Consider the following 12,329-nt stretch of genomic DNA (forward strand, 5'->3'; position numbering starts at 1 on the left):
CAGGTCCCGTGGAGTAATTATGAGTTAGGCACCTTTGCCAATTACCAACCAGTCTAGGCGGTAGGCGTTGCAAAAAGCCCTTACTTGCATATAATTCCTAAGCGCTTGAATATATTCTTCATCTCTAAAGCCTAGTTCAGTCATGCTCGAAATATGAGCGTCCACGCGATTGAGCAGTTGCTGGAACCAAGTGTCGGTAGACGCTGGTTCTTGGATTTCAGAAGTCGATCTGATTAGGGCACTGGCAAGATCATGGAGCGATTCTCGAGCGTTTACGCTTCGGGGCCGAGTACGTTCCATAAGACTGACGATGCGTGTTTGCAATGGCTCGAATTCCACCCGAACAAAGTCAGGATTAGCAACGCCAGACAAACCTCCATTGTCGTAATACCAGGCACCATGTCCCGTAAGAGCTGACGCGGGAGGAAAGGAGCTAGACGGAACTATACTTTGATTCTTTGTATGCTCGTACAGAGCAGCCTGTGTGTGAAACGCAGGTGCAGCATAGCAAACAATGGCATTTCCATTTAGAGTTTTTTCCATCTGTTCAAGAGCAACCTGTTGGTGGCGTGTGATTTCAAACTTCCAATAGTCCCCAACGATACCGGCCTTCTTTACCTTACCTCTGGGGCGAGTTCCCGCATGAGGACGTTTGGCCTGTAAGAAAAGATTTAGCTTGAAGTCGGGCAGGATTTTGTTTTTCAGGCGCTTTTCCCATATGTAATGCCAATCATAATCACGCAAGATTACTCCGCTCATGGGGGCCGAAAGATCATGAAGATCCCAGAAATATGGATCGGTCACATAGGCTGCGCGATCAATTCCTATGTGTTTTTCAAATACTTGCCCGGGCTCCCACACGAGATGGTTGCCTCGCTCTAACTGGTTGTATAGGGGGCCACGGTATTCAGATTCTTCAAAATCGGCAGGTGTCATTTAGTATCCAATGGAGCAGGGTCCAGCTGAACCAATGCGGGCATTAATGGCCATTAGCAATTGATATTGTTGACAACAATTATCGTGTCCAACCCCTTGGTTTTCAAGGACTTCGTCATATCGAGGTCAGAATAACAACCATTAATCAACCAAGAGACATGGGCGTGTAAGTTCTAAGAGGGTGCCAAGCTATCGATCTGGGGCTGATCAGCCAAACTTAGGCGGGTGGGAGGGGCCGTTGCTTCGCTTGCCACAACTCTCAGGCTATCTGCATGTTGAGCTCCTGTTTGGAGCTGTTTCCTAACACTCCGGCAAACTTGACAGATTTGCATGGTGTACAACTTGGCTTTTTATGATCAACAATTTTTACGCAGCATAAATGCATAAACCCCCGCAGGGCGGGGGTTTTGGGGGAATACTTTACAAATCACTCTCAGGTGTAAGTCAGAACGGAATGTCGTCGTCCATGTCGTCCAGCTTTGGTGCCGGTTTGGCTTCCATGCGACGCGGGGCGGCCGGTGCGGCAGCCGGGCGGGACTGGGCAGCCGGTTCGCCGTAGGCGTAGTTGTCGTCCATGGACGAGCCGCCTTCGCGTTTGCCGCCTTGCAGGCTCAGTTCGTTCACGCGCACATCCGGCGACAGTTGTTTCTGGCCTTCCTTGTTCTGCCATTCGCGCAGGGTGAGCTGGCCGTACACGGTCACTTGCTGGCCCTTGCTCAGGAAGTTTTTCAGCGATTCGCCGCGCTTGCCCCATACCTGGCAGCTGAACCAGTTGGTGGTCTTGCGCTCGCCAAAGCCGATGTCGCTGGCCACGCGGAAGCTCAGCACCGGTTCGCCGCTCGGGGTGTAGCGCAGTTCGGCGTCTGCCGCCAGGCGTCCGTCAAAAGTGATGCTGTTCATGTGGATCTCCGATTCGATTCGATAATGCTGCGCCGGTCTTGGCCGACGCATGATTGCAGGGTGAGGTGCGTCCTGGCAATGGCCGCACCGTCAGGAATAAGTGGCTTCAACCAGTTGTTTCACGGTGTTTTCGTCCCAGCCTTGCTGGGAGACTTTGAGGTAGGCCACCCGGTCTTCCATCACCACCACCGCTTCGCTGACGCCGGCGAGGGCTGATAGCTGCTGTGATAGCTGTTGCGGGTTGCCTTGCCAGTCCTCGCCAATGTGGAACATCACCGAGCGCACTGCCTGTGGTGCCTGCATGCTGAAGGATGCCAGCAGCCAGCTGGCCATCAGCACGCTGGTAAAGCCGAACACACCGGCCGGGCCGTAATGGGTGTACAGCCAGCCGCCGGCGGCAGCCCCCATGAACAAGCCAAAAGACTGGGCCGTATTATACACACCGATGGCCGTCCCTTTGGCATCGGCCGGGGCAATTTTTGAAATCAGCGAGGGCAGGGTGGCTTCCAGAATGTTGAAGGCGATGAAATACAGGCCCAGCCACATCACGATCTGCCAGAAGCTGTCCAGCGCCAGTGCCATACCCAGCTGGGCGGCGGTCATGATGGCAATGGCACCGATGAATACTTGTTTCAGCTTGGCCTTTTTCTCGCCATAGATAATGGCCGGCACCATCAGCAGGAAGCCGACCACGGTCACCGGCAGGTACACTTCCCAGTGGTGTGCCTTGTCCAGGCCCGCGGTCTTGATCAGGGCGAAGGGGATGGTGACGAACATGGCCATTTGCGCGGCATGCAGGGCGAAAATGCCGTAATTGAGCCGTAGCAGCTGCGGATTTCTCAATACGGCCGGCAGGCGTTTGGTATTGGCCTCGGTATCCGAGTGAAAGCGCGAGATGGCCGGGTCGGGGATGATCAGCCACACGCCCACCAAAGCTGCCAGCGACAGCACGCCGGTGAGCGCGAAGATGCCGTTGACGCCGATGTACTGCGCCAGTACCGGCCCCAGCACCAGGCTGACGGCAAAGGTGGTGCCGATGCTCATGCCTATCATGGCCATGGCGCGGGTACGGTTCTCTTCGCGCGTCAGGTCGGCCAACAGGGCGGTAATGGCGGCAGAGATGGCCCCTGAGCCCTGAATCACGCGACCGATGGTAAGGGTGACGATATCGTGAGCACCGGCAGCCACGAAGCTGCCGATGGCAAACAGCACCAGCCCGCCGTAAATCACCTTCTTGCGGCCGATGCGGTCGGACAGCATGCCCAGCGGTAGTTGCAGCAAGGCCTGGATGAGGCCGTAGCTGCCCAGTGCCAGGCCAATCAGGGTGTGGTTGTCGGCCCCGCGCAGGGTTTGCGCGTAGATGGCAAACACCGGCAGGATCAGGAACATGCCCAGCATGCGCAGGGCGTAAATACCAGCCAGCCCGAGGCTGGCGCGCAGTTCAAGCGAATTCATGTGTGTTGTCGTTATCGATTCAGGAGTCAGGCTATCAACGCCGCCGACGGCCAGCGGTTTACCTTGCGGGCCATTGTCATGCGCTGCCTTTTTTGCTGCAGCGCATACTTTGGTGGAGCGGCGGTCGCCAAGTCGGGTATATTATCAGGTTCCCCGACCGACTGAGTAACGCTCTCACACATGGACACCATCCGCATTCGTGGCGCTCGGACGCACAATCTGAAAAACGTCAACCTGGACTTGCCGCGCAACCAGTTGATCGTCATCACCGGCCTGTCCGGTTCCGGCAAGTCCTCTCTGGCTTTTGACACCCTGTATGCCGAGGGCCAGCGCCGCTATGTAGAGAGCCTGTCGGCCTATGCCCGCCAGTTTCTGCAATTGATGGAAAAGCCGGATGTCGACCTGATCGAAGGCCTGTCGCCTGCCATCTCCATCGAACAAAAAGCCACCAGCCACAACCCGCGCTCCACCGTGGGTACTGTCACGGAAATCCACGACTACCTGCGTCTGCTGTTTGCCCGCGTGGGTGAACCGCATTGCCCGGAGCATGGTGTGCCGCTGGCATCGCAAACGGTCAGCCAGATGGTGGACCATGTGCTGGCGCTGCCGGAAGAAACCCGGGTGATGATTCTGGCCCCGGTCATTGTGGGTCGCAAGGGTGAAAACCTCGACCTGTTCGACGACTTGCGCGCCCAGGGCTTCATCCGCGTGCGGGTGGATGGCGAAGTGTATGAAATCGACAGCCTGCCCAAGCTGGACAAGAACAAGAAGCACACCATCGAGGTGGTGATCGACCGCCTGAAGGTGCGCGAGGACATGAAGCAGCGCCTGGCGGAAAGCTTTGAAACCGCCTTGCGCCATGCCGAAGGCCGCGCCATTGCGGTGGAGATGGATAGCGGCCAGGAACACTGGTTCTCGGCCAAATTTGCCTGCCCGGTGTGCAGCTACAGCCTGCCGGAGCTGGAACCGCGCCTGTTCTCCTTCAACAATCCGATGGGTGCCTGCCCCAAGTGCGATGGCCTGGGTGAAATCACCTTTTTCGACCCACGGCGCGTGGTGGCCCACCCGGAACTGACGCTGGCTGCGGGTGCCATCAAGGGCTGGGACAAGCGCAACCAGTTTTACTTCCAGATGCTGCTGGCGCTGGGTGAGCATTATGGCTTTTCGCCCACCGAGCTGGCTTTTGAAGACCTGCCGGAAAAAGTGCGCCATGTGGTGCTGCATGGTTCCGGGCGCGACAGCATCGAATTTGTCTACATGTCGGAGAAGGGCACCCGCTTTACCCGTGCCCATCCGTTTGAAGGCATCATCCCCAACCTGGAGCGTCGCTACCGCGAAACCGACTCCAGCGCGGTGCGTGAAGAACTGGCCAAGTACCAGAACAACCAGCCTTGCCCGCATTGCGCCGGCTCGCGGCTGCGACTGGAAGCGCGCCATGTGTTCATCGGCGGGCGTACCCTGCACGAGCTGAACCAGCTGCCGCTCAAGGAAGCTGCTGCTTTCTTCTCCCAGCTGAATATCAGCGGCCACAAGCATGCGGTAGCGGAAAAGATTGTCAAGGAAATCAGCGAGCGGGTGTCCTTCCTTAATAATGTGGGTCTGGACTACCTTAATCTGTCACGTTCGGCCGATACCCTGTCTGGCGGCGAGGCTCAGCGTATCCGTCTGGCCAGCCAGATCGGCTCCGGCCTGACCGGGGTGATGTATGTGCTGGACGAACCGTCCATCGGTCTGCACCAGCGCGACAACGACCGCCTGCTGGCCACGCTGATGCGCCTGCGCGACATCGGCAACAGCGTGATTGTGGTGGAGCACGACGAAGACGCCATCCGTGCCGCAGACTACCTGGTGGACATGGGGCCGGGCGCGGGTGAGCACGGCGGCGAGGTGCTGGTAGCCGGCACGCCGGCTGATGTGGCTGCCAGTGAAAATTCGGTAACTGGTGCCTTTCTGTCTGGCCGCCGCCAGATCAACTGGCCGGGCGAGCGTCGAGAGGTGAATCCGGAGCGGGTGCTGAAGCTGCATGGTGCCACCGGCAACAACCTGAAGAATGTGTCGCTGGAACTGCCGCTGGGCATGCTGGCCTGCATCACCGGCGTGTCCGGCTCCGGCAAGTCCACGCTGATCAACGACACCTTGTACAAGATTGCTGCGCGCGATCTGAACGGTGCCAGCGAAGAGCCGGCACCGTATGACAGCATCGAAGGGCTGGAGCTGCTGGACAAGGTGATCAACGTCGACCAGAGCCCGATCGGCCGCACCCCGCGCTCCAACCCGGCCACCTATACCGGCCTGTTCACCCCCATCCGTGAACTGTTTGCCGGGGTGCCGCTGTCACGCGAGCGTGGCTACGGGCCGGGCCGGTTCAGCTTCAACGTCAAGGGTGGGCGTTGCGAAGCCTGCCAGGGCGATGGCGTGATCAAGGTGGAAATGCACTTTTTGCCGGATATCTACGTACCTTGCGATGTCTGCCACGGCAAGCGCTACAACCGTGAAACGCTGGAAGTGCAGTACAAGGGCAAGAACGTTTACGAAGTGCTGGACATGACGGTGGAGCAGGCGCTGGAGTTCTTTAGCGTGGTGCCGGCGGTCGCCCGCAAGCTCAAGACACTGATGGACGTTGGCCTGGGCTATATCCGCCTGGGGCAGAGTGCCACCACCCTGTCCGGCGGCGAAGCGCAACGGGTGAAGCTGGGGCTGGAACTGTCCAAGCGTGACACCGGCCGCACTTTGTATATTCTGGATGAACCCACCACCGGCTTGCACTTCCACGATATCGACCTGTTGCTGCAGGTATTGCATCGCCTGCGCGAAAACGGCAATACCGTGGTGGTGATCGAGCACAATCTGGACGTGATCAAAACCGCCGACTGGCTGATCGACCTTGGCCCCGAAGGCGGCGCGGGAGGTGGCCAGATCATTGCCACCGGCACGCCGGAGCAGGTGGCGGCAAATCCGGTCAGCCATACCGGGCGTTATCTCAAGCCGCTGCTGACGCCTCGCCACTAAGTCCGTAGAATGGGCGCGCGCCACGCCGTGGCCGCGCCACCCACACCAATGAGGATGCAATGCTATCGCTTGGCAAGATTGACCATATCCATATCCGTGTCACCGATCTGGCAAAGGCGCAGGGCTGGTATCAGCGCGTGCTGAACCTGGCACCGGATGCTCGCTACAAGCACATGCAGGGCGGCCCGCACGGTGTCGTGATGCTGATGAACGGCAACGGCTCGGTACGGCTGGCGCTGGCACAGGAAGACAAGCCGGTATGCGAACCCGGTTCGGTGGCCTTTCTGGTCAGCGGGCAGGACTTCCTGGAATGGATAGACCAGCTGGCTGGCGAACGCGTAATCGACCGTGCCGGCCAGGCGGTGGCGCGTGATTCGGTGGTGGATCACCAGTTCTTTTGCTCCATCAGCTTTGTCGATCCCTTCGGCAACCCGTTTGAAATCGTCAGCTACGATCACACCTGGCTGGCAGGCAAACTCAAGCTGGCCAGCAAATCGGCCTGATTGCCCCTGCAAGCAACAGCAACATCAACCCGCTACGGCGGGTTTTTTCATGTCAGTCATCCGTGCCAGTGGGCCGGGCGGTGCTTGCCAGCGGTCGCCAAGTTCCTGCTGTCGCCATGAGGCGACATTAATATTCTTTTGATATCAATATCTTGCAGATTAATACCTGAATTCTGTCGCCAGTTACCGACAAATATATGGATTCATCATGCAGTATTTATGGCAAGTGATTGTTTTGCATGGAAAAACAGGGCTGGCATGCAAGTTGCAAAAGCGGAGGTGTCTTCCAATCATTCCGAAAGATAGCTCATGCAAAAGACACTGCTTGTTCTCGCCATGCTTACCCTGCCGCTGGCCAGTATTGCCATGATAGAGCTGGCATTTGCCGCGCCGCCTTCAGCAGAGGCCGAGGCAGATCCTCAGGCTCCGCAGGCGTCCGTCCCGCAAGCGGTACTGCCGGATGCCGCAGCAGCGCAAGACAGCAGCATGCCGCAGCCTGCTGGACAACAGCAGTAAGCCACCACGCTGGTTTTCAACCGGTGATGTAACAAGGCCCGCCTTTGGCGGGCCTTGTTCGTTTCAGCCTTGTAGATGACAGCTTGGATGACAGCGCAGCGGCAGGGCTTGCAGAGAGTGCAGCGCTGCCATCTCATCCAGCAACTGGTGCTGCAATTGCAGCATGGCCGTGCAGGGCTGCTGCTGGCGGATGAAGTCCAGCAGCGGGTCTGCCACTTCGCTGCGCAGGCCGGACAGGGCTTCGATGGTGGCCAGGCCGCAGAACGGCACATAGGCTTCGGCATAACCCCCTTCGTGGGCCAGTACCAGCTTTCCCTCGCAGTGTTGTTCGGCAAAGCTGCGCAGCAGGGTGGTCATCTCGCGGAAAGTATCGCTGTGTACCTGCATGCGTGCCAGTGGGTCTACCGCATTGGCGTCATAGCCGCAGGCGACGATGATCAGCTGCGGCTGATAGCGCGCCAGTGCTGGCAGCACGATGCGCTGCATGGCGTACAGATAGGCGTCGTGGCCGCTGCCTGGCAACAGCGGGATATTTATATTGGCTCCCAGCCCGGCCCCTGTGCCGCGGTCTTCACTGCCGTTGTAGCCCGGCGGGAAGCAGCCATCCTGATGAATCGACATGGTGAGGACGTCCGGGCGCTGATAGTAGATGGCCTGGGTGCCGTTGCCGTGGTGCACGTCCCAGTCCAGCACTGCCACCCGTTCGATGCCGTAGCGCGCCTTGGCCGCTTCGATGGCGATGGCGATATTGGACAGGAAGCAAAAGCCCATGGCGGCATCCGGCAGGCAGTGATGGCCGGGCGGGCGCGTCAGCACATAGGCATTGGCCACCTCGCCGCGCCACACTGCATCCACCGCGGCGATGGCAAGGCCGGCAGACAGGCAGGCAATGTCATAGCTGCCCGGCCCGACCGGTGCTTGCGGGCCGAGTTCGCCACCTCCGGCATCGCTGATGCGCTTGAATTCATCCAGATAGGCTGCGCCATGCACCCGCAGCAGGTCTTCACGGCTGGCCGGCTCGGCTGTGCATTGCCGTAACTGACGGCTGATGCCCGCCACATCCAGCAGGTTTTTCAAGCGGCGCTTGGTTTCCGGCGATTCGGCATGGCCGGCGGCGGCTGGCGGCTGCACCCAGCCTCCCACCGGCAGTGTCAGTGCATGCAGGCCGGCACTGTGCCACATGCACAGTTCATCAAAATAAAAGGCAGTCGCGGATGTCATGGTTTCTCCTTGGATTCAGGCGTGGGCAGGGATGTGGCGGGGTGTTTGCAGCGACAGCAACAAGGCCAGCGACAGGGCGGCCACCACCGTGGCCAGCAGCAAGAGCAGATGCAGGCTGCCGCCATTGGCGGCGATCAGCTGACCGGCCAGCGCGGGGCCGATGGCCAGGCCGCCACCGATGACCAAATTGGTGGCATTCATCAGCTTGCCGCTGTGGTCGATGTCGGCCAGTGTGGCCAGGATGAAGGGCAGGATGAAGGTCCAGCTGAACTTGAACAGCAAGGCCGCGATGGCAAAGCGCGCCAGTGCCGGGTTATGCAGCAACAGCAGCATGGCTGCCATCATCATGGCAAAGCCGGCCAGCAGCAGCCGGGCGCGGGGCAACTGGCGGCCAATCAGCGAGGCAGTACCGGCACCGGCCACACCCAGCAAGGTGGCGATGGCGAAAATATTGCCGCTTTGCTGCGGTGCAATGCCGGATTGCACGGCAATCTGGCCGACAAAGGTCCACACCCCGCTCAGGCTGATGTAAAACGCCAGCGTGGCGATGATGCCCAGTGCGGCACGGCCCCGGCGAGGGCCGGGAGCGGCTGGTGCGTGTGTTGGGGCTGTGCCTTGCAGGCCCTGGGGAAAACAGCGCGCCAGCGGTGCACACAGTGCCATCAGCAAGGCCAGCCCCACATAACAGGCGGCAATGCCGAAGCGGGCAAACAAGGATGGCATCGCTACCAGCCCCACGGCCCCCAAGGCCAGCTGGCCCATCACCCACAAGCCATAAACGCGGTCACGGTTGGGCAGGGTGGCGGCAGCGGATAGGCACAGAATCATCAGCGAGCCTCCGGCCAGCGCACTGACAAAACGCAGGCCCAGCAGCAGCGGATAGCTGACGGTAGTGGCCGACAGCAGGTTGGCTGTGATGAATACCAGCACCGCCAGCCAGGCGGCGCTACGCCAGTTGACGCGTGGCAGCCAGAACATGGCCGGCAGGGTGGCCAGGCTCATGGCACCCAGTTCGGCGGAGAACAGGTTGCCGATAGCGACCGGCCCCAGTTGCAGCTGGTTGGCCAACTGGCTGGCGACGGCGGGGGCCATCATCAGCACGGCCGGGACGATGGCGGCGAAACCGACAATGGCGGCCATGGCCGGGCGCGCATGGTGTGCCGGCGCGGCGGGCTTGGCGTGGGAGAGTGTGTTCATGGTTTTTCCTCTGTAGTGGGTGATCCGTCGGGCGGATGTTCTTGTCGGCTTGCTCAGCTCAGAAAACATGTACCAGACGCAACATGGCCTGGCTGCTGTCAAAGCTGTTGGTGGTGTGGACATTGCGCGCCAGCATCAGCAGCAGCTGGTCTTGCTTGCTGAGCCAGTGGCCCAGTTCGACGCCCAGCTGGGTACTGTTCTGCCGGGTGTCGGGCAGGTCCTGTCCGTTCAGGCGCAAGGCCCCGCCGCGGGTGTGGTACAGCCGCAGCGCGCCATAGGTGTTCGGGGTGAAGTCGTAAGAGGCAAAGGCCTGCAGGCGGTACAAGGGTTGCTGTTTCAGGTTGTTGCCGAGATAGTTGTCGTTGTTGCCGTAGAACTGGGCTTCCAGCGAGGCTTCCAGCACCCAGTTTTTGCCTACGCCATGGGTGTAGTTGTAGAGAAAGGTGGCACCCCAGCGGTTTGCCCCAGCGGAAACATCTGGGTGCCGGGCATCGTAGCTGCCCACCGGCATGGTGATCAGGGTCAGCAGGCCGCTGTACTCGCGCTTGTCCGGCTGGTTGATGAAGAACAGTGTGCCGCCCACTTGCGGGTCGCCGATGCCGCTATCCTGCTGGCTTTGCTGGCTGCCGGGCAGGGTGGCTTTGATGTTAGCGGCCGGGATGATGAACTGCGGTGTACACAGGGTGCCGCAGATATCGGAAAACCACAGTTGACGCCAGGCCAGCGCTTCCACATTCAGCCGGGCCTGCTGGTCCTTGCCGCTGGCGGAGTGAAAGCTGTCGGCCCAGGTGACGGGCAGGTAGAGCACACCCAGCGCGGTGCCGACCGGCGCGCTGAAAAAGTCGCGGGCATTGGTGTCGGCAGCATGGCCGGGCAGGGTGGCGAGCAGCAGGCTGGCTGTCAGCACGGTTGGGACGGGGCGAAACGAGGTCATGGTTTGTTCCTTATGGGTGGGTGGGCGAAAAAACCTGGACGCAGGTGTCCCTGCCAGCCATGGCGGACGCTGGCGGCAACAGGGCGTTACGGGGAAGTCAGCAGGCTGGAAAGATCAGCCGAATGGCGCTTGCTGGTGTAAGAGATGGGCGATGCCCGCCTTGCCGTTGATACCCAGCTTGGTGTAGATGGCGCGGATGTGATGGCGCACGGTATGCGGCGACAGGCCCAGCTTGCGCGCGATGTCCTTGTAGGTGAGGCCTTCGCCAAACAGGCGGGCGACATCGGTTTCGCGGCTGGAAAGCTGCTCCATCGCGCAGCGGTAGCGCGCGGTCAGCAGGTAGAGGTCGCTGATGCGGCGCGCCTCGATATTGAGCCGGGCACCGTCATGCCCTTGCGGTGACAGGCCGGCGGGCAGGCCGGGGCCGGTCCACTGCGGCCACTCGGTCAGCAGCAGGTCGACAAAGCCGGGTTCGGCGCAGTGCAGGGTGCCATGCTGGTCACACACCGCCATGGCCAGCCTGGGGCCGCTGAGGGTTTCGCGCAGGGCTTGCAGGGTGCGGATCTGGTTGATGGTCTGATGGCTGTTGCATGATGTTCTCCTCTGTATGGCGTGCGGTGGCAACGTGGCCTACCGTTTGTTCCTTGGAGCGGCTAACAAAATAGCGTAGCACCCCTGAGGCAAGGCGCGCCGTCGCAGGCAGTACCAGCATACGATGCTGCTGCAGGGGGGGCGGCGCTAAGCGGCCGGGATTTCGTCCCACAGATGGGTGATGAAACCGGCCACCAGTGGCGAGCTGTCGCCCTCGCGGGTGGCAATGCCCATGGCCAGATAAGCGCCGTCGTCGGTCAGCGGGATATAGCGCACGCCGGGCAGCTGCACGCAGTTCAGCGGCGAGGGCAGGATGGCGATGCCAAGGCCGGCTGCCACCAGACCCACCTGGGTGGTGGCTTCGCCCGCTTCCTGGGTGATGCGCGGCTCGAAGCCGCAGGCCTCGCACAGCTGGCGGATGACCGTATGCAGGCCGGTGCCGGCGCTGCGCGGATAGCTGATCATGCCCTCGTCACGCAGTTGGGCTAGCGACAGGCTGGGCTCACCTGCCAGCGGGTGGTTGCTGTTGATCACCACCAGCAGCGGGTCGCGCCGTAGCTCCTGTACCAGAATATTGTCGGCCGGGGACAGGCCGTTAAAGCGCACGAAGCCCACGTCAATCTCTTGTTGCTGCATGGCGGCAAACTGGTCGGTGGTGAACATTTCGCGCAAGGTCAGCCGCACTGCCGGGTAGTGCTGGCGATAGGCATGCAAGGCGGCAGGCAGGATGGGGGTGAGCGGCAGGGAGGAGGTAAAGCCGATGCGCAGCTCGCCCACCTCGCCGCGTGCGGCGCGTCTGGCCTGTTCGGCGGCCTCTTCGGTATCGGCCAGAATGCGCCGGGCGCGTTGCAGAAATTGCTGACCGGCGGCGGTCAGTTCCACCTTGCGCTTTTCCCGCAGAAACAAGGCCACGCCCAGCTCGGCTTCCAGTGACTGGATTTGCTGGGACAAGGGCGGCTGGGCGATGTGCAGGCGCTCGGCAGCGCGGGTGAAGTGCAGCTCCTCGGCAACGGTGACGAAATAACGCAGGTGGCGCAGTTCCATATTGATACTTTTAAAGTATTAAT

General features: G+C 60.5%; 11 protein-coding genes. 3 read left to right on the plus strand and 8 right to left on the minus strand.

Annotated elements, in window-relative coordinates:
• Positions 1-24: 24 nt before the first annotated feature.
• The 3 genes from GSR16_RS07695 to GSR16_RS07705 form a co-directional block, all read right to left on the minus strand.
• Complete coding sequence (locus GSR16_RS07695) at positions 25-936, minus strand: hypothetical protein (protein ID WP_159876109.1); 912 nt, start codon at positions 934-936, stop codon at positions 25-27.
• Between the two features lie 444 nt (positions 937-1,380).
• Positions 1,381-1,836, minus strand: coding sequence for a single-stranded DNA-binding protein (locus GSR16_RS07700; protein ID WP_045848297.1), 456 nt, complete (start codon positions 1,834-1,836; stop codon positions 1,381-1,383).
• Between the two features lie 90 nt (positions 1,837-1,926).
• Entirely contained in the window at positions 1,927-3,291 is a 1,365-nt protein-coding gene (locus tag GSR16_RS07705) for an MFS transporter (protein WP_159876111.1), read from the minus strand.
• A 180-nt stretch (positions 3,292-3,471) separates the two neighbouring features.
• Between GSR16_RS07705 and uvrA the strand changes: the two genes are divergently transcribed.
• From uvrA to GSR16_RS07720, 3 genes are all read left to right on the plus strand, one after another.
• The gene (uvrA, locus tag GSR16_RS07710; RefSeq protein WP_159876113.1) at positions 3,472-6,300 is read left to right on the plus strand and encodes an excinuclease ABC subunit UvrA; all 2,829 of its coding nucleotides are present in this window, start codon (positions 3,472-3,474) and stop codon (positions 6,298-6,300) included.
• A 59-nt stretch (positions 6,301-6,359) separates the two neighbouring features.
• Positions 6,360-6,803 carry a VOC family protein gene (locus GSR16_RS07715; protein ID WP_159876115.1) on the plus strand — a complete coding sequence of 148 codons (444 nt, stop codon included), beginning with the start codon at positions 6,360-6,362 and terminating at the stop codon, positions 6,801-6,803.
• Positions 6,804-7,112: 309 nt separating this feature from the next.
• Positions 7,113-7,319 (plus strand): hypothetical protein, encoded by a 207-nt coding sequence (locus tag GSR16_RS07720; RefSeq protein ID WP_159876116.1) that lies wholly within the window; start codon positions 7,113-7,115, stop codon positions 7,317-7,319.
• Positions 7,320-7,382: 63 nt separating this feature from the next.
• Here the strand turns inward: GSR16_RS07720 and GSR16_RS07725 are convergent, their stop codons facing one another.
• The 5 genes from GSR16_RS07725 to GSR16_RS07745 form a co-directional block, all read right to left on the minus strand.
• The gene (locus GSR16_RS07725) at positions 7,383-8,540 is read right to left on the minus strand and encodes a class II histone deacetylase (protein ID WP_159876118.1); all 1,158 of its coding nucleotides are present in this window, start codon (positions 8,538-8,540) and stop codon (positions 7,383-7,385) included.
• A 15-nt stretch (positions 8,541-8,555) separates the two neighbouring features.
• Positions 8,556-9,737 carry an MFS transporter gene (locus tag GSR16_RS07730; protein WP_159876120.1) on the minus strand — a complete coding sequence of 394 codons (1,182 nt, stop codon included), beginning with the start codon at positions 9,735-9,737 and terminating at the stop codon, positions 8,556-8,558.
• A 58-nt stretch (positions 9,738-9,795) separates the two neighbouring features.
• Positions 9,796-10,671: a transporter gene (locus tag GSR16_RS07735; RefSeq protein ID WP_159876122.1), complete on the minus strand. Its 876-nt coding sequence runs from the start codon at positions 10,669-10,671 to the stop codon at positions 9,796-9,798.
• A gap of 114 nt (positions 10,672-10,785) precedes the next feature.
• Positions 10,786-11,295 (minus strand): response regulator transcription factor, encoded by a 510-nt coding sequence (locus tag GSR16_RS07740; protein ID WP_240902626.1) that lies wholly within the window; start codon positions 11,293-11,295, stop codon positions 10,786-10,788.
• A 114-nt stretch (positions 11,296-11,409) separates the two neighbouring features.
• Positions 11,410-12,306, minus strand: a complete 897-nt coding sequence (locus tag GSR16_RS07745; RefSeq protein WP_159876124.1) for a LysR family transcriptional regulator — start codon at positions 12,304-12,306, stop codon at positions 11,410-11,412.
• Positions 12,307-12,329: the final 23 nt, after the last annotated feature.

Source organism: Aquitalea denitrificans, assembly GCF_009856625.1.
In the GTDB taxonomy this organism is placed as follows: domain Bacteria; phylum Pseudomonadota; class Gammaproteobacteria; order Burkholderiales; family Chromobacteriaceae; genus Aquitalea; species Aquitalea denitrificans.